Raw genomic sequence first — 22,338 nt, forward strand, 5'->3', positions numbered from 1 at the left:
TATGACAACCGATCAGAACCTCATACTCTACACCAAGTTTGCCGGCTTCCGGCTCGTCGTCCTGGCAAACCGCTTCGGCTGCGACAGCGATTTTTCGCGAGAGCTTCACGATCGCCTGGTTGAGGGGCTCGACGCGGCAATCGATCGGATCAGCGTCATCATGGAATTGGAACGAAGTGTTCTCATCGGGGAGGATGAATTCGCCGAATATCAGCTGGAGGGCGAGATCGAGATTTTCGGGCGCTTCACTATCAATCTGCTGGACGAACTCGAAATTGATTACGACACGCATGAATTCCGCGTCAACGGCGGCGATTGGATGAGCGCTTGGGCTGCCGACGACACTGGCGTCGATATCAACTATCCTGAGCTCGTTGCGCTGATTGCGGACGAACTCGGCTCGCTGGCGCCGATCATCAAGGATATCACGTTGGCAACTCGCATCCCGGTCTATGCGGGGCGCGTCGTTTGGTCATGGTGGTAGCAGCACCATCTCACATACTGAGAGGCGACAGACGAGGTTGCCTCTCAGTTGCCGATGGCCCTCAAGTGAGCCGAGGAAGGACGGCTGCGAAGTTTCACAACAATCGCAGTAATGTTGTAAATGCTGTAAATTCCAGCGATAGCAAGGAAGCCCAATGCCGAAGCCAAGCGGGACGTATTCAACCAGTGACCTCTCACGTAAATCCGGCGACATCATCGCCGAGGCGCTGCGTCATCCGGTGACGATCACCCAGCGGAACAAACCCCGGCTGGTTCTCCTCAATATCGAAGATTATCAGCAACTGATCAGGCAGGCAGACCGACGCACCGTCGGCACTATCGAAACGATGCCCGATGAGCTTTTTGCCGAACTCGAAAACGCCGTCGACGCCTATGCCGGCGAGGACGAGGTGGGCCGCTCATAAAACCACGATCATAGCACCGGTTTGACGAAACGATTGACCTTCGCTGCCTGATCCATCTCCTTTCGCCGGAAGTAGATCGCCCGGCCGCAGCGGATCGGACTATGCCCCTGGACGATGATGATCTGCTCGTCCTTCCTCATCGACTGGGTGATCTCGTGCGGCATGATCAGCGGCCGGCGCTGGAAGTTGACGTTCTCGGATCTCCTGGATGCATTGTTCTTCGTGTCCCAGCCGATGTTGCGGGAACTGCCCTTCACCTCCACCGTCATCTCGCCACATTGCGCAGAGAGGTTGCGCGCCGTGTCGAGCGCCTTGATCGCTGCGTAAGAGGCGAAAGCGCAGCCATCGATCCATGACGTCGCGCCATCCTTCCCGAAATGCCGCTCCAACTGCCCGACCGACTGGTACATCAACATCATCGAGATGCCGTACTTGCGGCCGCGGTCGCGCGCCTCCTCGAGCACCCTCATGTAGCCGAGCAGATCGACCTCATCGAGCATGAACAGCGCCCGGCGCTGGAAGGCGCCGTCGGCCTGCACCATGGCGTTGATGAGCGAGCCGATGATCACACGAGCGATGCCCGGATAGGAGCGCAAGATCGATGCGGAGATGTTGAGGAAGACGTCCTTCTTGCCCGAAACGATATCACCCGACTTGAAGGCATTGCCGCAGACGAGCGCGGCATAGCTGTCGAGCGACAGCCACTGGGTATCCTTCGATGCTGTGGAATAGACGCCCGAAAACGTCTGCTCGGTCATGTTGGTGAAGACGCCGAGCGTTTCGCGGATGAAGGCCGAACCGGAATGCTCCTGAATGTCGCGCAGCATAGCGAGCACCGAGGGCTCCGGTTCGGAAACGATCTGGCGGAGACTGCGCAAGCTTCGCCGGCCCTCATATTCGGGCGAGAGCATCACATGGGCGAGCAGACCGGTCAGGAGGTTGTGCGCCTGGTTCTGGAAGTAGGATCCCGTCGAGCTTTCGAAGCGAAGGCTTTCCGACAGCAGCATATGGGCAATGCCGACGATGTCCTCTTCCTTTTGCTTGGATGCTTCGATCCCGTCGAGCACGTTGAAGCCCATGATCGGGTTCGTCGGATCGAGCACCATGACCTCGCGCCCGAGCGCATTGGTGCGGTGCTCGACGACCATGGGCGCGACCTCAGTGGAAGGATCGAGGCAGATCATGGGTCCGGTATATCTGAGCGCCGTCGGCACGACGTTGCTGGTCGTTTTGTATCCGCCCGATCCCGCGAAAAACAGCATATGGGTGGAATCGAAGTCCTGTCTGTAGGTGAGCAATGGCGCCTTCCCGCCCTGTCCCCATGTGCTGCGATCGTTTACATCGAAGGGAAGCGCATGGATGATTTCCTTGTCGACCCGATAGCGCTCGCCGACGACGATTTCCCCATCCGGCGGAAACAGTTTTCCTGCTGCCGTCATGGGCAGCCAATCGGCATCTCCAAATATTCCACGCCGGGCACGTTTTATTTCATCTGGGACGACGACGGAGATGCGGGCCGACATCGCCACTGCCATGAAGCCGGCGACGGCGGCGATGACTGCGACCATATCAAGATAGGACAGCGCTCGATCCCATGTGATCACTTCGGCCTGCACAGCAGGTGCAAGCCGGCCGAATTCGCGCAGCGCATAGAACGCGGCAACACCGAGAAAATACAAAAGGCTTGCCATGGCGACCGGCCTTCGCCGATGCAGCGGCAAGGCCCAAACTGTCAGAAGTCCGGCAAGAGGTCCGAACAGTAGAGGCGGCACAGGTGCTGCGCGCAGGAACCAGTGTTCTATCTTCCCGGACATGCCGGCGGCGAGTCCCGGCCATCGCCAGCCAACAATGTAGATTGTGATCGTGGTGACGGCGATCGGTACCAAAACGAGTAACAGGCTCGGATGCGGTTTCCCTCTTAGGCCCATCTTACTTTCTCCTCGAGATGCGATGAACCGTTCCTCAGAGAGGAGACCTTGAAAGCCTCTTCGCCGATATCGCGCAGCCGCCGATGCTCGATGGAGCCTGGGACGAGCCTTGCCATTTCTATGAGGCCGCCGAGCAGGAACGCCCGATCCGCCTTCGATAGCCCGGCTTTGACGACGATCCCGCCGAGCAGGATCTTTTCGCGCGTGTCGCGCTTGCGGTCAGCCGTCATGTGGAACCTGCCCCTGCGCTCCAGCGCCGCTATCTGCTGGTCGACGCGTTTGAGGAGTGGGGCCAGCGGCGCCTTTCCTTTCCCCCTTCCGAAATCGCGCGGCGATTTCCTCGATGATCCGATCGACCTCCTCGTCGGCGATCTCCATCTCCGCCAGCCCGGTTCTGGTCGCGGCGCGGGCAAACCGCTCGGCCGATTTAACTATCAACAATCGTTTGCGTTCGCGCAGCTTTTCGATCTGGGCGTCGAGATCGGAAATCGATGATTTTGTCGCCATTCCTGGTTCCTTTTCTGCTTTGATGTCGAAGGTGCGATTATACTAACTAGAATAAAACAGTAAAATGCGCTACCGTGCAACCAGAAAAGCGGCATCGGCCCTTCGGTCCGATCTGTTTGAGGGCGCAATATACGTCGCTGTCGCGACGTGCTTGGGCCAGTCTGGAGACGCCAGTGGCGATCATGTTCGTCAGAGCGCAGGTGATCAGCAGGGGATCGGGACGCAGCATCGTCTCGGCTGCCGCCTATCGCCACCGCGCCCGGATGATGGACGAGCAGGCGGGAACGTCGTTCAGCTATCGCGGTGGGGCGGGCGAACTGATGTATGAGGAACTGGCGCTGCCGGATGAGATCCCGGATTGGCTGCGGTCGGCGATATCAGGTCAGTCCGTCAGCAAGGCCAGCGAAGTGTTTTGGAATGCCGTTGACGCCTTCGAGACGCGGGCAGATGCGCAGCTCGCCCGCGAACTGATCATCGCGCTGCCGGAGGAGCTGACGCGGGCCGAGAATATCACGCTGGTGCGCGAATTCGTCCGCGACAATCTCACCTCGAAAGGAATGATCGCCGACTGGGTCTATCACGACAAGGACGGCAACCCGCACATCCACCTGATGACGACGCTCCGGCCGCTGACGGAGGAGGGGTTCGGGGCAAAGAAGGTTCCAGTGCTTGGTGAGGGTGGCAAGCCGCTGCGTGTCGTCACGCCGGACCGCCCGAACGGCAAGATCGTCTACAAAGTCTGGGCGGGCGACAAGGAAACGATGAAGGCGTGGAAGATCGCCTGGGCGGAAACGGCCAACCGGCATCTGGCGCTGGCCGGACATGACATCCGCCTCGACGGTCGCTCCTATGCCGAACAGGGCCTCGACGGCATCGCGCAAAAACATCTCGGGCCGGAGAAGGCGGCGCTGGCGAGGAAGGGCAGGGAGCTCCACTTCGCGCCGGCCGATCTCGCCCGCCGCCAGGAGATGGCCGATCGGCTGCTTTCAGAGCCGGAGCTTTTGCTGAAGCAGCTCGGCAATGAACGCTCTACCTTCGACGAGAGGGATATCGCCAGGGCGCTGCACCGTTATGTCGACGATCCCACCGATTTTGCCAACATCCGCGCCAGGCTGATGGCGTCGGACCAATTGGTCATACTGAAGCCGCAGGAGATCGAGGCAGAGACAGGAAAGGTGTCGGAGCCCGCGGTGTTTACGACGCGGGAGATGCTGCGCATCGAATACGACATGGCGCAGTCGGCGCGGGTTTTGTCGGAGCGTCGCGGCTTCGGTGTTTCCGAGCGGAATGTGACGGTGGCGATCGAACGCGTGGAGAGCGGCGATCCAAAGAATCCGTTTCGGCTCGATGCAGAGCAGGTCGATGCTGTCCGTCATGTCACCGGTGATGGTGGCATTGCCGCTATTGTAGGCCTTGCCGGCGCCGGCAAATCGACGCTGCTTGCTGCCGCACGTCTTGCCTGGGAGGGCGAGGGACACAGGGTGATCGGTGCAGCCCTTGCCGGCAAGGCCGCGGAAGGGCTGCAAGACAGTTCCGGCATCAAGTCGCGGACGCTTGCCTCCTGGGAACTGGCCTGGGCCAATGGGCGCGATACGCTCCATCGCGGTGATGTGCTGGTGATCGACGAGGCCGGCATGGTGGCCTCGCAGCAGATGGCCCGTGTGCTGAAGATTGCCGAGGAGGCTGAGGTAAAGGTCGTGCTGGTCGGCGATGCGATGCAGCTGCAGCCGATCCAGGCCGGTGCTGCCTTCCGGGCAATTACCGAACGCATCGGCTTTGCAGAGCTTGCCGGCGTGCGCCGCCAGCGTGAGGCCTGGGCACGTAATGCCTCGCGGCTGTTTGCCCGCGGCGAGGTCGAGAAGGGCCTCGACGCCTATGCCCGGCATGGCCATCTGGTCGAGGCAGGGTCACGCGAGGAAACGATCGATCGGATCGTCTCCGACTGGGCTGCTGCGCGCAGAGAGGCAATAGAGCGATCAACGTCTGAGGGCGGGGATGGCCGCCTTCGCGGTGATGAACTGCTGGTGCTCGCCCACACCAACGACGATGTTCGCAAGTTGAACGAGGCGCTGCGATCGGTGATGACGCAGGAGGGAGCGCTTGGCGAAAGCCGCAGCTTCCGGAGCGAGCGGGGCGCACGGGAATTTGCCGCCGGCGATCGGATCATCTTCCTGGAGAACGCCCGCTTCCTTGAGCCGCGCGCCAAGCACTCCGGGCCACAGTATGTGAAGAACGGCATGCTCGGCACCGTCGTTTCCACCGGCGACAAGCGTGGAGATCCGCTGCTTTCGATTCTGCTCGACAACGGCCGCAAGCTCGTCTTCAGCGAAGACAGCTATCGCCATGTCGATCACGGCTATGCCGCAACGATCCACAAATCGCAGGGCGCCACCGTCGATCGCACCTTCGTGCTGGCAACCGGGATGATGGACCAGCATCTGACCTATGTGTCGATGACGAGGCATCGCGACCGCGTCGATCTTTATGCGGCCAAAGAAGATTTTGCGGCAAAACCTGAATGGGGACGCAAGCCGCGTGTCGATCATGCCGCGGGTGTGACCGGCGAGCTTGTCGAAACCGGCCAAGCCAAATTCCGGCCTGATGACGAGGATGCCGACGACAGCCCTTATGCCGACGTCAGGGCGGACGACGGAACCGTCCATCGGCTTTGGGGCGTGAGCCTGCCGAAGGCACTCGAGGAGGCCGGCATCCAGGAAGGCGACACCGTGACGCTCAGAAAGGATGGTGTCGAGCGGGTCAAGGTCCAGATTGCCGTAGTCGACGAGAAGACAGGTCACAAGCATTACGAGGAGAGGGAGGTCGATCGCAACGTCTGGACGGCCAGTCAGGTCGAGACCGCTAGCGCACGACAGGAGCGCATCGCGCGGGAAAGTCATCGGCCGGAACTCTTCAATCCGCTCGTCGAACGCTTGTCGCGCTCCGGTGCCAAGACGACGACGCTCGATTTTGAGAGCGAGGCCAGTTACCGCGCACACGCGAACGACTTCGCCCGGCGCCGCGGGCTCGATCATCTCTCGCTTGCCGCAGCCGAGATGGAGCAAAGCCTTACCCGGCGCTGGGCGTGGATTGCCGCAAAGCGGGAGCAGGTGGAAAAGCTCTGGGAGAGGGCAAGCGTGGCGCTCGGCTTTGCCATCGAGCGCGAACGGCGGGTCGCCTACAATGAAGAGCGGAGCCAGACGATGGTCGAAGCGACGTCCAGTGACGCGCGAACTGCATCCCACTCCGTCTCGGGCGCAAGTGCTGCTGAAACACGCTATCTGATCCCGCCGGCCACGTCCTTTGTCAGCAGCGTCGAGGAGGATGCGCGGTTGGCGCAGCTTGCGTCGCCGGCCTGGACGGAGCGGGAGGTGATCCTGCGGCCGCTGCTGCAGAAGATCTACCGGGATCCGGATGCAGCGCTCGTCTCCCTGAATGCACTGGCGTCGGATATCGGGGTCGCACCCCGCAGGCTCGCCGACGACCTTGCGGCAGCCCCTGGTCGGCTTGGCCGGCTGCGTGGCTCCGAGCTGATCGTCGACGGAGGCGCGGCGCGTGAAGAGCGCAATCTCGCTGTCGCGGCCGTGAAGGAACTGCTTCCGATGGCCCGTGCCCATGCGACCGAGTTCCGCAGGAACGCCGAACGGTTCGTACTGCGCGAGCAGACGCGCCGCGCGCATATGTCATTGTCGATCCCGGCGCTCTCCGAACGCGCCATGGCACGTCTGATGGAAATCGAGGCGGTGCGCCGCCAGGGCGGGGACGATGCCTACAAGACGGCCTTTGCGCTTACCGCCAAGGATCGATCGGTGGTGCAGGAGATCAAGGCGGTGAGCGAAGCTTTGACGGCCCGCTTTGGCTGGAGCGCATTTAGCGCGAAGGCGGATGCGATCGCTGAACGCAACATTGTCGAGCGCATGCCGGAGGACCTCACGGATGAACGGCGCGGAAAGCTGACCCGCTTGTTCGACGCCGTGCGACGCTTTGCCGACGAGCAGCACCTCGCCGAACGTCGGGATCGTTCGAAGGTCGTCGCCGGCGCCAGTGTTGTTCGGGGCCAAGAGACAGAGAACGGACCGGGGAAGGAGAATGTCGCCGTGCCGCCGATGCTTGCTGCCGTCATCGCGTTCAAGACGTCGGTCGACGATGAGGCTCGATTGCGGGCGCTCTCCAACCCTTTCTATCGCCAGCAGCGTGGCGCATTGGCCAACGCGGCAACGACAATCTGGCGCGATCCGGCTGAAGTCGTCGGCAAGATCGAGGAACTTCTCCAGAAAGGTTTTGCCGCCGAGCGCATTGGAGCCGCGGTGACCAACAATCCTGCCGCCTATGGTGCCTTGCGTGGTTCGGATCGCCTGATGGACCGGATGCTGACCTCTGGCCGAGAGCGGAAAGAGGCTGTGGCGGCCGTGCCGGAAGCTGCAGCGCGCCTGCGCGCGCTCGGTGCGGCCCACCTCAATGCCCTCGATGCCGAACGCCAGGCTATCACGGACGAACGGCGGCGCATGGCGGTTGCCATTCCAGCTCTTTCGAAAGCTGCGGAAGAGGCGTTGGCGCACCTGACGGTCGAGGTGAGCAAGGACAGCAGGAAGCTGAGTGTTTCCGCCGCTTCCCTCGATCCGGGCATTGGCCGGGAGTTTGCCGCTGTCAGCCGAGCGCTCGACGAGCGCTTTGGTCGCAATGCCCTCGTCCGGGGTGACAAGGATCTTGTCAACCGCGTGCCGCCGGCGCAGCGTCGAGCTTTCGAGGCGATGCAGGAGCGGCTGAAGGTCCTGCAGCAGACTGTCCGTCTGCAGAGCAGTGAGCAGATCATAGCGGAGCGGCGCCAAAGGGCTGCTAGCCGCGCTCGCGGCATCAACCTCTGAGACTCGAAGAAAAGCGGGGGGACGAAATGGTTGGTCGATTGGAAAAGCACTACGACCCGATTGTCCCGAGATCGATCTTCCTTTGGGTGGCGGAGCGGTCGAAGCTACTGTTCGTCCGTTCCGCAGCGGTCGTTGTAGAGGCGATTGCAGGTTTCACCAGATCGGGTGCCGTCTGCGTGAAGCCACTCTATAGCCCCCTCGGACACGGACGTGGCCAGAAACAAGCCTGCTTCCAGCAGCGCGCGGATGCCACAGAAAGTGACGAGGTCTCGCGCTGAGACCGTGAAGAACAGGCTTTCACTGGTCGGCCTTATGATCGCGCCTCCACCTTCGAAAGCTAGAAACCTGTCAGGTCCCACGGAGACGAGGGATTGGTAGAAGTTCTCGATTTGCGTGCAGATCTTGTCGGCAACGTGCTGCGTGCGCGTGATTGCGACACACGCTTCGGCGACGTGCACGCACTTTGGAACATCTTCCTCACCCGCGAATGATGGCGCTCGTGGCAGGACCAGATGCGCGTTGCACGGCGGGCTCAGCTCAACGAAGTGACGGACTTCGCCAATCGATTTCTTCATGCTGTTCCTGCCTATTTGGAGAAAAAAGGCTTTTAGAGGTGGCAAAGCGCTGAGGGCTGCTCAACGTGATGGAGCGCTTTCTGCTGACGCGAACGTTGTTCCAGTTGAGGCTCGTGAAGACGTGACGCAGTTGCGCTTACGCGACGGTGAAGATGAGGAATCGCTAAAGGGTCCAAGATCGCCCCGATAGCCGCCTTGCTTCGGATTCCGGGTAAAGGCGGTAGGGAAGGTCCGCATAGACATATTCTGCCGGAATCGCGGGTGGGGACAGCTTCGATAGGAACAGGTCGAGATTCTCCTGACTGTTGCTGGAGACAAGCGTGTAGAAATTGCCGCTGTTCCAGGTGACGAATGAGTGTACGAAGAACCGGCGTAGTGTTTCGCTCATCTTCGAAAGGGTGACTTCGTTTCGATCCATTCGCGTCAGCACCGTCTCTTCCTTCGCGCGAATGTCTGACGCGCTGAAGAAGCGAGCTTTGAAGCTATGGTCCTTCTGGCGTTCCCGTCGCCGATATTCCTCGTCGTCTTCATGCCTGAACTTCTCGACGAACATGAAGAGCCCATTGGTCTTGAGATGCTGCTCCACGAAACGGATCTGATCGAAGCGATTTGATGAATACATCTGGAAAGTCGTGTCCTCGAGGATGATATCGAAACCGCCGCCAAACTTTCGAAGCTCCACGTCTTCTTGGATTCTTTGCGATGTCAGATGATGAAATGGTCCGTGGAAAAACATGGCATGAGGAGGAACGCCATAGGCATAGAAGCTTCTGAGGTTCTCGACGTTGGGACTGCAGGACAATGTTTCTATCCTGCCATTGCCAAGTTCGCCGATCACACGGGCCATCGTCCCCTCGGCCGTGCCTAGAGTGTAGAGCTTCAGCCGCCCCTTTCTGGCGCGCGCATATCTGAGGATCGCGCTGCCCATGCGGCACTCCTCTTCGAACCGGTAGGGTATGCTGCACAAGTAGTGCTTATCGAACGGGCCTTGGCGCAGCGGGTGAAGGCCTGAAAAGCGCCTGAACGTCATGTCCAGTGGGAACAAGCGGCGATCGAGCTCAGGCGATCGAACAGGCATTCCAGCCTCTCCGGACGCGGTTGTCGAAAAGAATTCGGAAAGCTCGTTAAGACGAGGTGCGCGGTCGCACTCTTCAATGAAGTCGGCAAATTCACGCATGCGAAAGCCTGCCTTTCTCTCGCACCATCGCGTTTTCCGGGTTTCAGGGAGGAAATCGCGCATCCCGAAAAGATTGCGCCCTCAGCGACGATGCTCCCAGAAGATGATCGTGATCATCATGTTTTCGCATCCACGATTTTGATCGGGTTTCACGAAATTGACATGAAATTCGACCTGAGGTTAAAGCCGGGTATTTTAGCAACTTCGGGTGAGGTAGGCTCGCTGCCTGCGGTCTTTTGAGGAGCAGCTACTCGAGTGGGAATCCTTCCAATAATTCAGCCCGAACGGATGAAGAAGTCACAAGGGGAAACCATCCTTCACCAACAAGGCCTCTGGAGCCATGCCCGCGCCGATGTCGTTCGCCGGCGCGGTCTGGGGCGACAGGTCATCGACGTTGTCGCTGATGACCACCTGATCTTCCTCAACATAAGAGGTACTGCGGCTTCCGGCGAAAACTTCCTGGACGGACGAAGGGTCGAGTTCAGTCCGCGGCCGGACGGCTCGCTCGTTTATATTCCCCCCGGTTGCCATTGGACCGGTTGGGACGAAGGGGATGCTGAGGGTTGTTATCTTATGATAACCATGACGCGAGACTTCTTTTCCAACCTCACGACCAAGCTGTCGCGCGCCGGCACATTACGTCCGGAACTTGGATTTAGAGATCTGCCGATCCAATGCTTGGCGCGGCAGATTGCCGGAGAACTTTCACACGACGATTCCATGGGGAGTCTGATCGTTGAAGGGCATCTTGCGGCTATCTTCGGACTTCTGCAGCGCCGCTCCGGTACATCTGGCAGAGTGTCTCGAGGAGGATTGGCGCCTACGGTTCTCAAGCGGGTGATAGGGCGGATTGAAGCTCACATCGATCGACCTCCGAGCATGCGCGCTCTAGCCGAAGAGGAGGGATTGACCTACGAGCATTTTTCCCGCGCTTTCAAGCAGTCGCAAGGCTCGACGCCCTACGGGTTCTATAACCAGCGCCGTCTTGAACGCGCGACCGACCTTCTCCGCACGACTGCGATGAGCGTGACCGAAATCGCAATCGCCTGTGGCTACGCCAGCGGGAGCCACCTCTCGACCAGATTTCGCCGAGAGACGGGATTTTCACCCGCCGAGTACCGGGCACTCTGGAAAGAATAGGTGGTTCTGGACAAGAGATAATATCAAATTCATGAAAGCCGCCAACTATTCAGGGGAATAACATGTCCTCACGAACCTGCCAGTAGGGAGTGTGGATGAAGTGGGCGCGACAGAAAGCAGTTGCATTGGGTGTTATGCCTCTCGCGGCGTCTATCTTTTCTGTGTTCTGGCGTCGGCCACCGGCCGCAATGTCTACTTTGTGCTGGCGGCATGGGTTGCGACAGATGTCAGCAAGAGCGCGAGCGCTCTCGCCATCCTTTTGGCGCTCGGCAGTGCCGCTGAGTTGCTCACCAGCAATATTGGTGGGGTTCTAGTTGATCGATTTGATCGTCGCTTCGTCTGTATCGCTTGCGATTTATCCAGATTGATCCTCATATTTTCAACGGGCATTGGTCTCTCGTTCGGTGACCCACTTGGTGTTCTGTGCCTATCGTGGACCACCTTCGCGTTCCTCGACAGAACCCATTCGACTGCGCTGCAGGCCATCATTCCAGACATCGTTCGTCCTAAGAACCTCACTTCATTCAATTCGGCGTCTTATATTGCGATGCAGGCGGGCAATCTCATCGCCGCCATCGTCACCGGGTACAGCTTAGCTGGCATCGGCATGAATCTGACGTCGATCCTGCCTGGCGCCTTTTTCGGCCTATCACTGTTGGGGCTGCTGGCACTCGGCCGACAGCCGCTTTCTCGTTCTCGATCGGATTTGCAGGCAAAGAGCATTCGTCGGATGGATCTGTTGCCGACGACCTTTGTCGTTCACTCACTGAAGGCCAACGCAGTCATGTACGCGTTGACCTATGCGATGGGCATGCTTGTGAGTGTATTGGGCGCCGCATATGTCACCCGTGAACTCAAGGGGTCGGCGCTCGAGTTCGGTTATCTCGAGGCAGGTTGGGCCCTCGGTTCGATCGCGGGGTGTTCAGTCCTACTTCTCAGAAGGGCGCGTCCGCGACGGCAGAGCATCCTCTTCCAGTCGGTGCTCGCCGGCGTAGTCCTGTTGGGCTTTCCTGTTTTCCAGAGCTTTTTGTCCACGCTCGTCCAAATGCTGTTGCTTGGCTTCTGCTACAACCTCACCCGGATTCTAATCGATGTACGGGTTCAATCGACTGTTTCGATCGACATTTTGGGGCGGGCGCGGAGCCAGATCCACACGATCTGTGTTTCGATAGGGCTTCTTGCTTATGGCATCATCGCGACCATCGGAGACGCAATTCCACCGTCGGGGATTTTCGGCCTCTTCGGGGCGCTGATGGTGGCCGTCGCGCTCTTCTTTCATTTCAATATGGATCGGGGAGCGCCGGTGGAAAGCCGGTTCGTCTGAGGATGGAGACGTCGCCCAATACCGAATTGGTATCAAAAAGTGAGGTGTTGGCCCTCATTTTTGAATTATTCCCTTGGTTGCGTCAGTTTCAGCAGGCATCGCTGAACGACTATGCAAAAGCGGCGTTCACGGTGGGGTCGGAGCCATCGGGTTGCGTCGCGCGCAGCCAGGCAATGTCTTTATTGCGCTCACACGTGGGGGCCGTCGCGCAACGTCACGGTTATTCAGCCGAAGCCGTGTCGAGCTTTCAAACTGAAATCGAAGTCGCTCCGGTGCTGCAGTGTGGCCCCCACCTCCACCTGTTGATCGAGCCTGACGCCTTTTACACCCATCTGTTCTCCCTGATGGGACTTCGCGCGCATGGCAGGACATCCTATATCTCCTACGCTTGCTCGACAGTGAAGTTCGTAGAACGCGGTCGCAAGGGTCCGGCCTGGCTCCACGTCGATGGCGATGCAGTCAATGTCTTCGGGCTGTCGCGCAGCAAAATGATCCCCTACAGCATTCTTGGCAGAAACGGCTGCTACAGATTCCATCTTCAAAACGTCGACAGGCCCGGTGATGACTCGGAGGCAATTTCGAGCTTGCGCGACCTTTTGCCTCGTGGCGAATTCCAGTCGGCGGCAGAGGCGATCAAAGCGGCGAATCTTTGCCTCTGGGAGCGGTATTTTGGCAGCCAAGTCGACTTTCTTCAGCTTGATGATAGCGACGTTGCCGATCTGGTCGCGGACCACCTTTCCGATGGCCGGTCCTGGCTGCGAGGCTCGCTGATCGAGGACCGGGCATTCGCGATGCGCCTGATCCATTGCATCGATCAACTCGCTGACACGGTGTGGCGTGGCTGGCTGAAAAACTCGACTCATTTTTTCTGGGGCTGCACTGAAGGACGGCTTTTTCCGCTTTGGCTGGATGGCCGGTTCCTCCGGTCGAAAGCGCCCGAAGATGTCCGTGTTGAATTCTCGCCGGCAAGTCTTGTGGAGGCCTTGAGAACTGGCCGGATCGTGCCGAACCTTTTGCTGATGTTCATCGTAACTTCGATCCTGCCTGGCGTGCGTGTTCTCGGTGGAAGCCGGCATACGATCTATTACCCGTTGATGCGCTGGGCATTCTGCGAGGCGTTGAGGAGCAGCCATCGTGACGCACAGCTTCTCAACGCTTTGTCGAACGACGAACGGCCAGGGGTTTGGGGCCATCGGATCATCTCCTGGCCTTGCGAGCCGCTTTTGCTGCTGAATGCGGTTGGCCGTGGGAGTATTGCAACGCTTCTCGAGCAGTTCGGCAAGATGAGCATTATCGACGCTTGCGGGTCCTTTTCCAGCTTCACCCAGGACCCCTTATGGGCGGAGCTCAACGCGGCATATTCCTCTGGGAGAGTGGACAGGCACTCCTCGCAATGGGCGTTCCGCTGATCGCACCTCTTTCAGTCTCCTTCATCACTTTACCGCCCGAAGCGTGACCTCTCGCTCTTTGAGACAAGTGTCCGCGCGTGAAGCGAAGCTATTGAATCTTGTAAAGAATTCGGTTGCACGGCGGGCCGATTTCCACTATTTTTGGTAGCGAGGCAGTACGCGCTGCCTTGGGGATTAGAACCCCCTACGAGCGGTTGGTGCCGGCCGATTCGGCACCACACTCCTTGACCTTCGGTCGAGGAGCCTGTGGCGTATGTCCAGGTTCCTCGGAACTAAAGGCCACAGGGCCGTCTCGTACGGTGTTCTAACTCCCCGATCAGTGGGTTGAGCGAGTTATTCCGCGGGGGCGCACCGCGCGAAACTCTCCACACGGGGTGTCCACCATGAAGCGCTATTCAGCAGCCCAGGTCCGACCTTCGAGGCCTGCGCGAACCGAACAGCCGAATGTTGCACGCGAGTCGGTGCATCCAGTCGATCGACATGTCGGACAGCAGATCCGCATGCGCCGAATGCAGTCGAATGTGTCCCTGGGGGATCTCGGCGCCGGCATCGGGGTCAGCTTGCAGCAGGTGCAAAAATATGAAAGCGGCAAGAACCGCGTCAGCGCTTCGATGCTCTACGAGCTTGCAAATTGCCTCAAGATCCCTGTCTCAAGGTTCTTCGAGGGCCTTCCAGATCCCGAAACCACTCAAGACCAGCAATTCACCACCGAGATCGATGAGAAGATTGCCTACATTTCCACCGCGCAGGGACGGCGCCTGATAGAAGATGTTTTGCTCCTTTCCCCGCGAGTGCGCAGTCGCGTCGTTGCCCTCGTCAGCTCTCTTGTCGACGAACAAATGGAAGAACAGAAGAACGTTTCTCGCTAAAAAGAGACAACGGAGCGGCGGCTGCAAAATTGGTCAGCGGTTCGCAGAGTTCTCGCCGCGTGCTGCAGGTCTATTCCGCATCTACAAAGCGATCTGGCCGACGTTCTTCTCTCGTTCAAGCACAGTGCCGAAACCGGCACTGCGGTCGGCAAGGTCATCAAGGATGTCTGCCGCCATCCCGCCGTCGGCAAGCACAGGGAAGGGGAGGCGATCGCGGTCAGGATTCGATAAGGCCTCAGTTCCACCGATCACAATGGGACGCAAGTGGATACTCTCCAGCCGTCCGCTAGATCCAAAGTTGCAGGTCGCGATAACGCTCCTCCACACCTCCGGCGGGCTCCATTCCTGTTCGTCCCTTTCCGTATGGAAGAGGAAGTTGCCAAGGCCGTAGAAAATTGGCGTATTCCGATATATCTCAGCCGCTTGAAGGACCGGAGCGCCATGGCTGACAAAGAGGCCTGCGCCGGCATTCACGCAGTCGTGCGCGAATTCCCGGACCCAGGCGGGGACTTGCTGCCAGTTCGGCTCCCAATGGTGATGATGCAAATATACGATGACGAATGTGTCGCGGCCCGCTTCTTCCGCGATCGCCGAAAGGTGAGCCCGGGCGCTGTGCCGGTCCACCACGATGCGGCGAGCGGTCTCGTCTGATCTGCGAAACACGGTTCCATAGAAATCAATTTCGTCTTGGCCGTTAAGATTCGGCGGATCCTCCGGCTGGGCATAATTGGCGCGCTCCAAAGGCGAACTTAGAAGATGTTCCTGAATGGAGCGAAGCAGGTTGAATGTTCCCGTTTCCAAGTCGAATACCCTGGAGACCTTCAGCCTATTGATGCCGGGCCTTGCTATCCTGTCCTGGCTTGCGTTCTCGGCGTACATGAAAGACGGGCCCGGCCCGGCATCCATGGCAATGAGGGCAACACTCCGGGATCCGAACGTCATTTTCTGTGCCGTGGAAGCATGATGCTTGTTATGGCCGATGCCGGCATGCAGGAAATTGTGTGCCGCAACCTCCTCCAGCGTCGACAGTATCCCCGGCGGTCCGAGATCGAAGGCATGGTTATTTGCCAGGGCCAGGCTATTGAAACCGAGCTCCTTCAACGCAGGCAAAACCTCCGGTGTCGCGGCGCCGAAGTAGCTGCCTTTGAGCGGCCATCCACCATGACGACCATAGATTGTCGTCTCGAGATTGGTGAAGGCAATATCGCTTGCTTTTAGGATCTCGGCGATTTCAGCGAGCCGTGGATCGCTGATGGCTCGAAGATCATGACGAATGAGCGACTGGCCGGTGACGGCAATGGAAAAGGGTGCGGACATATGGTCTGCCTTCGATCTTTGGAACGGCCGATTGCTCACGCGCTGTGGCTTCGGCGGAAATACGGGCCTTAGAGCCAGTGCTAGTTTGACGTACGCGGCGAAACATCGATCTTGAACCACTGCTCGCTCAGCCGCTTCAAGGTTCCGTCACGCGTGGCGGCCTCGATGGCGCTATCGAATGCCGCAACGAGTTCGCTGTCGTCTTGCCGAAGTCCGACGCCGACACCCGGGCCCCACAAGCCACCGGAGAGCTGCGGGCCGTAGAGCGTTGCAATCCCGCCATCCTTGCTGTCGAGAAAGGCCTTCCAGGTGAAATAGTCGGCAAGGCCGCCATCGATGCGCTCAGCCACGAGATCGAGATGCATGTTGTCCTGGGAATCGTAGCTCCTGATCGTCGCGACCTTTCCGAACAGTTCATTGAGCACCGCTTCCGAATTCGATGATCGCAACACGCCTAGAGTTCTGCCGTTGAGAGCGGCTCGAAGCTCCTCGATCTTTGCCTGCTTTTCAGGGTCGATAGTTGTGAGGTCGAGCTCGGCCGACGTATCCGTGGGCGGAAGATTGAGATCTTTGCGTATGACGAGTTGGTTGAAACCTCCGGCGTAGGGCTTGGAAAAAGCGATCGATTTCTTCCGCTTCTCAGTTATCGCCATGCCCGACATGATGGCATCGAACTTTCCAACGGTGAGCGCCGGTATGATTCCGTCCCAGTCCTGAGGCACGAAAGTGCACTCGAACTTCATCCTCCGGCAAAAATCGCGGCCGACGTCGATGTCAAAGCCGGCGAGCTCCCCTTGGGGGGTGATGGCATTCCAGGGCGGCGAAGCACCTTCAGAGGCGATTGTCAGTGTCTTCCTGTCCATTGCTCCCGCGTTGTTGGCGCAGACGACAAGAGACAGGGCAAGCAGAAGTGTTCGTTTCACGACGATGTTCCTTTCATTGCTGAGTTTGATTGTTGGCGTCCGGGATGTGGGCTGGCGTCAAGTTTCAGCCGAGGCGAGAGGCGGCTTTCCGTTCGCTCTTCGAGGTACAGGTTGCGCCCGCGGTGGACGCTTTGCCGTCGGCGTCCAACGCGTCTCCAGCATCTGGAAACCTTGCGTGATCAAGAGGGTAAGCAGCAGATAGAAAGCCCCCGCGGCAATGAAGACCGCGTATGGGGCGAATGTCTCCGACACCAGCTGTCGGGCGAGCCCGGTCACCTCAAGCAGCGTGATGGTGCTTGCAAGGGAGCTTGCCTTCAGCATTCCAACCACCTCATTTGCATAGGCGGGAAGAGCGATCCTGAGGGTCAAAGGGAACACGATAAGACGGGCAGTGTGAAAACGGGAAAGGCCCAAGGCTTTGGCCGCTTCAATCTGCCCACGCGGGACCGCCTGGATCCCGCCGCGCAGAACTTCTGTCGTATGGGCGGCGCTGTTCAGGGTGAAAGCAATGAAGGCGCACCAGAATGGCTCTCGCATCACGGCCCATAGAAAGCTTTGACGGACGAGGGGAAGCTGGCCAATCCCGTAGTAAATCAGGAAAAGCTGAACCAGAAGTGGCGTGCCGCGGAACGCATAGGTATATGCCAGCACGGGCGCGGAAGCCCACGGATTTGATGATGCCCGTAGGAAGGCGAGCGGGACCGAGACGGCGAAGCCTGCGGCAAGCGATGCGAATGTCAAAACCAGAGTGAGAAGAAGGCCGCGGGGAAGGGTGAGAAACGCTTCAAGCGCGATAGTCATGCTCATTGCCTCAACCTTTCATCGCCGGGAGCGAATAGCGGCGCTCCAATAACCGGAACGAAAGAAGCGACAGGCTTGTGAGGGCGAGGTAGATTGCAGACGCTGCGAGATAGAAGGGGAGTGGAGCGCGCAGTGAGCCTGCGCCTATATAGGCGACGCGCATGACATCCGTCAGCCCGACGACGGAAATCAGCGATGTATCCTTTATCAAGGAGATGCAGAGGTTACAGAATGCCGGCAGAGCGATCGGGATCATCTGGGGAATGATGATCAGAAACCAAATCTGCGAGTTCGAAAGCCCGAGTGCCGCTGCAGCCTCTCGTTGGCCTGGTGCAACCGCGTTGATCGCACCACGGAATATTTCCGCGGCGTACCCACTGAACACGACGGTCAGTGCCGCGACACCGGCCGCAAATGCATTAATCTCGATGTAGCCACCGGCAATCGCGCTCAAAAGGGCGGTTCCGCCGAAATACGTTAGGAGGATGATCAGAAGTTCCGGAACACCCCGGATGATGCCCGTGTAGGCCCGCATGCACGATGAAACCGACTTGCGGGTCGAGTTGCGGAGAACGGCAATAAGCAAACCTAATAGGGTCCCGAAAGCGCAGCTCAAGGCAAACACTAAAAGTGTGTTCTTCAATCCAGATAAAAATTGATCTACAAATGCGTACAATGAAAGTCTCCAATATTCTAGCGAGCGCACCGAAATCGGAAAGGTATTCTCCCGACATATACTAAGAGCTTGCCGAGATTTAACCGAGGGTAGATTGGATTTATTAGCTTAACCAGCGCTCTAAGTTTGGCGTATGTCAAAAATATACTTTGACTTGCCGCCGTCAATTTATAAGATTCAGGAAGTTTTGATAAGCGCAACTTATGAGGCGCGTCGCTCGACCACGATTGAGATTCCCGGCCATGGAAATCACCGACTCCGGAGTGAAGATCCGCCACCTTCAAATATTGCGGGAGGTTATGCGCGCCGGCTCGGAAAGGCTCGCAGCGCAGATGTTGCGAATAACCCAGCCGGCGGTCAGCCAAAACATCAAGCAGCTAGAGGAGACTGTCGGCTTCGCGCTCTTCCGTCGGGAAAACAACAGGTTGATCCCCACCGTCAAGGCATGGGAATTTCTACGCACGATCGACGCGGCGTTTGCCGGACTTGATCGGATCGGACCGTCAATCGACTTCCTGCGGAACAACGATACGCGAATGATCGGCATCGCGGCGCCAAGCGCTTTCTCCTTCGCGACCTTGCCGAAAGTGGTCAAAAGGATTCGGGAGAGAAGCCGCTCTTACGCCGTTCAGGTGAAATCAGGAACTTATGAGCAGATTGCAGATCATGTGTTAAACGGCCGCTCGGATCTTGGCATCTCCCGATTGCCTCTTGATGAGCGCATTCTTGATTGGGTGCCCGTCGGCTCGGCCACCAACGTATGTCTTTTTCCGGCCAACCATCGATTTGCGGCACAGCAGCTTGTCACTGCCGAAGATCTTGCTAGTGAGGCGATCATCGATATCGACCCGCAAATTGCCTCTCACCAAATGAGCGTCAATGCCCTTCGATATATGGGAACCGCTCCTGACATCGCCGTGGAATATGACGCCAATGGCCATGACATTGGCTATGTCATGGCAGGGATCGGCGTTTCGATTACGAACGAGATCATTGCGAGCGAATATGCTGAATTCGACGTTGCATTCCGCGAATTTCAGCCAGGGGCAACATATCACTACGTCGTCGTTTGGCAAAAAGATCGAAAGCTGAGTGATAGCCTAAGATTTGCATTGGAAGAGATAGTCGCGGCTTTGACAGATCGGGCTGCTTGACGATCGCATCGAGGTATGACCCTCGCACCGGAAAACAGATGTTGCGAGTTCATGCTGAACCGCGAGTTGTGCGCGTAAGCTTAGAGCGGGATGATTTTAGGTAGACCCGTGAGAAGGATTCCCTATGACGCAAATCAGATTCATCCTTCTGGCCGGTCAGGAGGCTGAGCTGGATGGCGAGACCTGTTTCGAATAACCGCGAGAAGTTGTAGAAGCGGTGATACAGGAGGGGTGTGGTGCCGGGCGGCGGTGCCGGGCGGCGTCCAAGCGCTTCCGCATTGGCATCAGCATCGCGATCGATTGGGTGCGGCGCGTGACGCGACGGACAGCGCAGCCCGGCAGGATGAGTAGCCACAAGCCGCGAACGGCGGTGGCTTACCTAAGCCACCGAGCAGATAGTTGCGCCATATCGTAGAAGAACATCGCGACAATCGGAACTGCGTCGGTTGGCAGAAGCGGACCGGTTGTTTGTGCGATCATTGGTGCCATGTTCTCTTTAAGTGATTCTGCAGTTATCTTAAAATGGCGGATGACACTTCAATTGGACGCAATATCGACTAGAGCAAATCCTGTTCAATCCGGCTCATATCCAGCAGCCCTGAAGTAGTTTGCGCATTCTGTCGGCGTGAAGCGGAGCATCAATGCGCCTAGGACGTCCCATAGAGCATCGATCTTTCGTTCCGCGCCCTCCGTGGTTGACTGCGGCCCCTAAACCGGGACCGCGTGCCGGTGGCGACGGAAGCTATGAGATCACATGCTCAATGCGCTCGAGGTGGTGCTGAGGCACGATCTGAAGGGGTTCCTCGGCCGCTGCGATTTCCTCGACCGTAAGTCCGGTGGCGATGGCCAGGTCCTCAAGGCTGTAGCCCTTCGCAATCCTGGCTTCGCGGCGACGAGCGGCTGCGGAGGTGTTGTCGGCGGTAGCAAATTGATCCATTCCAAACTCCAAATCACGTTGATGTAGCGGCTGAGGGGGATCTGTCCCCGATGGGTTGGCTCCTTCGTGGTGCCGACTCGGTCAGAGGTTAGCCGCAACCTGCCGAGCCGCTTGGTTTCTCTTCGCAGACGACGCTCTTGCGTGGCTTCCGCCGCGATCTTGTTCTGCGTTCGGATGCCGAGCGCTCCTGCATTAGCGCTGTTGTTCTAGTCCTGCTTTCTATGACAATCAATCCATGGGTTTGCTCATAGGCACACGACGAGCCGTACCAACTGCCTGGGAAGAATTGTCCGCTACTGATTAACTGCGGTCGCAGATATGCCTTGCGCGATCTCATCGTCGAAGTGAACCATCTCGCCCGAGGCCATGTGCAGCGCGTCCGCGACATCGCCGAAGCGCGCCTCACCATAACGGAGGCCGGAACTTATTGAATCGGCGCCCGTTCGTAAGGACCGACATTAGGAGGATCTCACCATGGCAACCACATCCAAAGCCCCCAGCCAGGATCGTGCTCGCGTCGCAGGTGGTCAGGATCACGAGGTGAAGTACGAAGCCCGGAAGGAAGGCATTTCCAAGGAAGCGGTGAAGAAGACCGTGAAGAACGTAGGCAACAGTCGCAAGAAGGTCGAAGCCGAACTCGACCGGCACTAATCCGGGTTGGAGAGTTCAACCGTGAGGGTCCGCAGCCATAAAGTCAGCGGCGGAAACAGCCGCTGAAAGTCTGGCTCCGACGGATCATAACGCAGCGGCGGAAGGCGCCTGACTGCAGGAGTTGACGACCCCGCAGGAAGCGTTTCGGAGCAAGGCTATCGAAGCTGCGGGATACAGCGCCGTCGAGCAAAGCCAAAAGTATTGGGACGCCGGAGCGTTTCTTGCAAACGGGCGGAGCCGCATCGCATGAGGAAGGGGCTGGCGAGCGAACCCAACGAGCTCCAAAGTCGCGATACGCGACGGCGTCGGCTGACTTTACCTGCAGAACAGAATTCAGAGGCCGACAGACCGTGGGGCACCGCGTGCGGACGCCGGTCCCGACCGGTCCGTTCAATCGACTTCTAGAAGCTGCCATCCCGTTTTTGGGACCGGCCAGCATCGTCGATCTTCTCGTGCTCACTGCGCTGAATAGGAAGCGCGGTCGGTATTAAGCCATTCTCCCGTAACGCCAAAGGCGAGCGGCGGAGCGCCGATCAATCGCCCGAGTCGGGTCTCCAGTGTTTGAAACGATGCTCAGGGAAGCGGTCGACGTGAACCTCGCTAATCCTGCGGAGTATTCCATTGCCGACATGCCAGTCGATCAGATCCCGAAACAGGCTTAGCGAGTGCCACGTGCATCGTCGTCCCGATGTGGACTGTAGACTAGCTTCCTGCATAGGGCGATGCGATCCTGAGTTGCGTTCATGTGTCCTCTCCTTCGCGACGGAGAGACCCAAAGCTATGCCGACTAGGCGGCCGCTATGGTGCCGGAAACGTTGGCAAAGTCGGTTAATCGGCATAGTTTGCTGGTCAGTATAAACGTGCTTTTGCCGCGCGCGGCAAAATGCAGTTTGAAGCAGCGTCGCGATCGTCGCCCAAGTCCTGCCGCCGCCTTCCGAGCCGGGTTCATAATGCCGGATTTCCGACGTTTGAAGCAAGGGTCACCTATCCCTTCCATCCACTGGTTGACCAAACCGTCTTGGTAACCGGCAGCCATGAGCACGAAGGCGTTCACTATCTGCTCATTCTGGCACACGGTGGTTCATTTCAAATTCCGGCATGGATGTTTGATCCTGCGGCAAGTTCGATCGAGATCGTAGCTGCGCCGCGCCTTTCGGCAACCAAACTCGTTGAACTGCGC

Annotated in this window: 20 protein-coding genes and 3 pseudogenes; 11 read left to right on the plus strand and 12 right to left on the minus strand. The window is 58.5% G+C overall.

What is annotated here, in order from left to right; genetic code table 11:
• Position 1 precedes the first annotated feature (1 nt).
• Positions 2 to 484 (plus strand): hypothetical protein, encoded by a 483-nt coding sequence (locus NE852_RS01050; protein ID WP_004676098.1) that lies wholly within the window; start codon positions 2 to 4, stop codon positions 482 to 484.
• A gap of 154 nt (positions 485 to 638) precedes the next feature.
• Positions 639 to 908, plus strand: a complete 270-nt coding sequence (locus tag NE852_RS01055) for a type II toxin-antitoxin system prevent-host-death family antitoxin (RefSeq protein ID WP_008536018.1) — start codon at positions 639 to 641, stop codon at positions 906 to 908.
• An 8-nt stretch (positions 909 to 916) separates the two neighbouring features.
• On the opposite strand, the gene traG is transcribed toward NE852_RS01055, so the two are convergent.
• From traG to NE852_RS01070, 3 genes are read right to left on the minus strand one after another with little or no spacing between them, the layout of a single operon-like run.
• Positions 917 to 2,836 carry a Ti-type conjugative transfer system protein TraG gene (traG, locus tag NE852_RS01060; protein ID WP_008536019.1) on the minus strand — a complete coding sequence of 640 codons (1,920 nt, stop codon included), beginning with the start codon at positions 2,834 to 2,836 and terminating at the stop codon, positions 917 to 919.
• The gene (locus NE852_RS01065; RefSeq protein WP_009983795.1) at positions 2,827 to 3,066 is read right to left on the minus strand and encodes a conjugal transfer protein TraD; all 240 of its coding nucleotides are present in this window, start codon (positions 3,064 to 3,066) and stop codon (positions 2,827 to 2,829) included. The genes traG and NE852_RS01065 overlap by 10 nt, the downstream gene beginning before the upstream one ends.
• A complete protein-coding gene (locus NE852_RS01070; RefSeq protein ID WP_080712064.1) occupies positions 3,056 to 3,343 on the minus strand; it encodes a TraC family protein in 288 nt (95 codons plus the stop codon). Before NE852_RS01070 ends, NE852_RS01065 begins: the two co-directional genes overlap by 11 nt.
• 173 nt (positions 3,344 to 3,516) lie before the next feature.
• Here NE852_RS01070 and traA point away from each other — a divergent pair, with 173 nt between their 5' ends.
• Positions 3,517 to 8,205 carry a Ti-type conjugative transfer relaxase TraA gene (gene traA, locus NE852_RS01075; protein WP_258155646.1) on the plus strand — a complete coding sequence of 1,563 codons (4,689 nt, stop codon included), beginning with the start codon at positions 3,517 to 3,519 and terminating at the stop codon, positions 8,203 to 8,205.
• Positions 8,206 to 8,309: 104 nt separating this feature from the next.
• On the opposite strand, the gene NE852_RS01080 is transcribed toward traA, so the two are convergent.
• A complete protein-coding gene (locus tag NE852_RS01080; protein WP_008536021.1) occupies positions 8,310 to 8,780 on the minus strand; it encodes a hypothetical protein in 471 nt (156 codons plus the stop codon).
• Between the two features lie 163 nt (positions 8,781 to 8,943).
• The gene (locus NE852_RS01085; RefSeq protein WP_037146989.1) at positions 8,944 to 9,957 is read right to left on the minus strand and encodes a class I SAM-dependent methyltransferase; all 1,014 of its coding nucleotides are present in this window, start codon (positions 9,955 to 9,957) and stop codon (positions 8,944 to 8,946) included.
• 288 nt (positions 9,958 to 10,245) lie between these two features.
• On the opposite strand from NE852_RS01085, the gene NE852_RS01090 reads away from it, so the two are divergent.
• The 4 genes from NE852_RS01090 to NE852_RS01105 all read left to right on the plus strand — a co-directional run bounded on the left by NE852_RS01090 (position 10,246) and on the right by NE852_RS01105 (position 14,699).
• The gene (locus NE852_RS01090) at positions 10,246 to 11,097 is read left to right on the plus strand and encodes a helix-turn-helix domain-containing protein (RefSeq protein ID WP_185171511.1); all 852 of its coding nucleotides are present in this window, start codon (positions 10,246 to 10,248) and stop codon (positions 11,095 to 11,097) included.
• A gap of 100 nt (positions 11,098 to 11,197) precedes the next feature.
• On the plus strand, positions 11,198 to 12,421 hold the full coding sequence (locus tag NE852_RS01095; protein ID WP_008536024.1) for an MFS transporter: 1,224 nt from the start codon (positions 11,198 to 11,200) through the stop codon (positions 12,419 to 12,421).
• Positions 12,422 to 12,423: 2 nt separating this feature from the next.
• Positions 12,424 to 13,830, plus strand: coding sequence for a hypothetical protein (locus NE852_RS01100; protein WP_008536025.1), 1,407 nt, complete (start codon positions 12,424 to 12,426; stop codon positions 13,828 to 13,830).
• 383 nt (positions 13,831 to 14,213) lie between these two features.
• Complete coding sequence (locus NE852_RS01105) at positions 14,214 to 14,699, plus strand: helix-turn-helix domain-containing protein (protein WP_008536026.1); 486 nt, start codon at positions 14,214 to 14,216, stop codon at positions 14,697 to 14,699.
• A gap of 81 nt (positions 14,700 to 14,780) precedes the next feature.
• On the opposite strand, the gene NE852_RS01110 is transcribed toward NE852_RS01105, so the two are convergent.
• The 4 genes from NE852_RS01110 to NE852_RS01125 all read right to left on the minus strand — a co-directional run bounded on the left by NE852_RS01110 (position 14,781) and on the right by NE852_RS01125 (position 18,416).
• Entirely contained in the window at positions 14,781 to 16,016 is a 1,236-nt protein-coding gene (locus NE852_RS01110; protein WP_008536027.1) for a CapA family protein, read from the minus strand.
• A gap of 80 nt (positions 16,017 to 16,096) precedes the next feature.
• Positions 16,097 to 16,939 carry a transporter substrate-binding domain-containing protein gene (locus tag NE852_RS01115; protein ID WP_008536028.1) on the minus strand — a complete coding sequence of 281 codons (843 nt, stop codon included), beginning with the start codon at positions 16,937 to 16,939 and terminating at the stop codon, positions 16,097 to 16,099.
• Positions 16,940 to 16,996: 57 nt separating this feature from the next.
• The gene (locus NE852_RS01120; RefSeq protein ID WP_008536029.1) at positions 16,997 to 17,746 is read right to left on the minus strand and encodes an ABC transporter permease; all 750 of its coding nucleotides are present in this window, start codon (positions 17,744 to 17,746) and stop codon (positions 16,997 to 16,999) included.
• 4 nt (positions 17,747 to 17,750) lie between these two features.
• Positions 17,751 to 18,416: an ABC transporter permease subunit gene (locus tag NE852_RS01125; RefSeq protein WP_029875813.1), complete on the minus strand. Its 666-nt coding sequence runs from the start codon at positions 18,414 to 18,416 to the stop codon at positions 17,751 to 17,753.
• Positions 18,417 to 18,658: 242 nt separating this feature from the next.
• Between NE852_RS01125 and NE852_RS01130 the strand changes: the two genes are divergently transcribed.
• Positions 18,659 to 19,570, plus strand: a complete 912-nt coding sequence (locus NE852_RS01130; protein ID WP_008536031.1) for a LysR family transcriptional regulator — start codon at positions 18,659 to 18,661, stop codon at positions 19,568 to 19,570.
• Between the two features lie 173 nt (positions 19,571 to 19,743).
• A pseudogene (locus tag NE852_RS01135) lies at positions 19,744 to 19,934 on the plus strand (IS630 family transposase); the annotation flags it as partial.
• A 209-nt stretch (positions 19,935 to 20,143) separates the two neighbouring features.
• Here the strand turns inward: NE852_RS01135 and NE852_RS01140 are convergent.
• A pseudogene (locus NE852_RS01140) lies at positions 20,144 to 20,254 on the minus strand (IS630 family transposase); the annotation flags it as partial.
• A 58-nt stretch (positions 20,255 to 20,312) separates the two neighbouring features.
• On the minus strand, positions 20,313 to 20,507 hold the full coding sequence (locus NE852_RS01145; protein ID WP_010068053.1) for a hypothetical protein: 195 nt from the start codon (positions 20,505 to 20,507) through the stop codon (positions 20,313 to 20,315).
• 474 nt (positions 20,508 to 20,981) lie between these two features.
• Here NE852_RS01145 and NE852_RS01150 point away from each other — a divergent pair, with 474 nt between their 5' ends.
• Entirely contained in the window at positions 20,982 to 21,158 is a 177-nt protein-coding gene (locus NE852_RS01150) for a DUF3606 domain-containing protein (RefSeq protein WP_008536033.1), read from the plus strand.
• Between the two features lie 787 nt (positions 21,159 to 21,945).
• Here NE852_RS01150 and NE852_RS01155 read toward each other — a convergent pair.
• Positions 21,946 to 22,212: a hypothetical protein gene (locus NE852_RS01155; protein ID WP_185185231.1), complete on the minus strand. Its 267-nt coding sequence runs from the start codon at positions 22,210 to 22,212 to the stop codon at positions 21,946 to 21,948.
• Between NE852_RS01155 and NE852_RS01160 the strand changes: the two are divergent.
• A pseudogene (locus tag NE852_RS01160) lies at positions 22,177 to 22,251 on the plus strand (hypothetical protein); the annotation flags it as partial. The gene NE852_RS01155 and the pseudogene NE852_RS01160 overlap by 36 nt on opposite strands.
• Between the last annotated feature and the right edge of the window lie 87 nt (positions 22,252 to 22,338).

Origin of the sequence: Rhizobium sp. Pop5 (genome assembly GCF_024721175.1) — a bacterium.
Taxonomy (GTDB): Bacteria; Pseudomonadota; Alphaproteobacteria; order Rhizobiales; family Rhizobiaceae; genus Rhizobium.

What these genes read in the sequence shown, in the direction of transcription:
- NE852_RS01110 (WP_008536027.1), bottom strand. Translation starts at nt 16,016, where the DNA reads ATGTCCGCACCCTTTTCCATTGCCGTCACCGGCCAGTCGCTCATTCGT.
- NE852_RS01085 (WP_037146989.1), bottom strand. Translation starts at nt 9,957, where the DNA reads ATGCGTGAATTTGCCGACTTCATTGAAGAGTGCGACCGCGCACCTCGT.
- NE852_RS01090 (WP_185171511.1), top strand. Translation starts at nt 10,246, where the DNA reads ATGAAGAAGTCACAAGGGGAAACCATCCTTCACCAACAAGGCCTCTGG.
- traG (WP_008536019.1), bottom strand. Translation starts at nt 2,836, where the DNA reads ATGGGCCTAAGAGGGAAACCGCATCCGAGCCTGTTACTCGTTTTGGTA.
- NE852_RS01055 (WP_008536018.1), top strand. Translation starts at nt 639, where the DNA reads ATGCCGAAGCCAAGCGGGACGTATTCAACCAGTGACCTCTCACGTAAA.
- NE852_RS01130 (WP_008536031.1), top strand. Translation starts at nt 18,659, where the DNA reads ATGGAAATCACCGACTCCGGAGTGAAGATCCGCCACCTTCAAATATTG.
- NE852_RS01080 (WP_008536021.1), bottom strand. Translation starts at nt 8,780, where the DNA reads ATGAAGAAATCGATTGGCGAAGTCCGTCACTTCGTTGAGCTGAGCCCG.
- NE852_RS01150 (WP_008536033.1), top strand. Translation starts at nt 20,982, where the DNA reads ATGGCAACCACATCCAAAGCCCCCAGCCAGGATCGTGCTCGCGTCGCA.
- NE852_RS01070 (WP_080712064.1), bottom strand. Translation starts at nt 3,343, where the DNA reads ATGGCGACAAAATCATCGATTTCCGATCTCGACGCCCAGATCGAAAAG.
- NE852_RS01105 (WP_008536026.1), top strand. Translation starts at nt 14,214, where the DNA reads ATGAAGCGCTATTCAGCAGCCCAGGTCCGACCTTCGAGGCCTGCGCGA.
- NE852_RS01065 (WP_009983795.1), bottom strand. Translation starts at nt 3,066, where the DNA reads ATGACGGCTGACCGCAAGCGCGACACGCGCGAAAAGATCCTGCTCGGC.
- NE852_RS01050 (WP_004676098.1), top strand. Translation starts at nt 2, where the DNA reads ATGACAACCGATCAGAACCTCATACTCTACACCAAGTTTGCCGGCTTC.
- NE852_RS01100 (WP_008536025.1), top strand. Translation starts at nt 12,424, where the DNA reads ATGGAGACGTCGCCCAATACCGAATTGGTATCAAAAAGTGAGGTGTTG.
- NE852_RS01145 (WP_010068053.1), bottom strand. Translation starts at nt 20,507, where the DNA reads ATGGATCAATTTGCTACCGCCGACAACACCTCCGCAGCCGCTCGTCGC.
- NE852_RS01120 (WP_008536029.1), bottom strand. Translation starts at nt 17,746, where the DNA reads ATGAGCATGACTATCGCGCTTGAAGCGTTTCTCACCCTTCCCCGCGGC.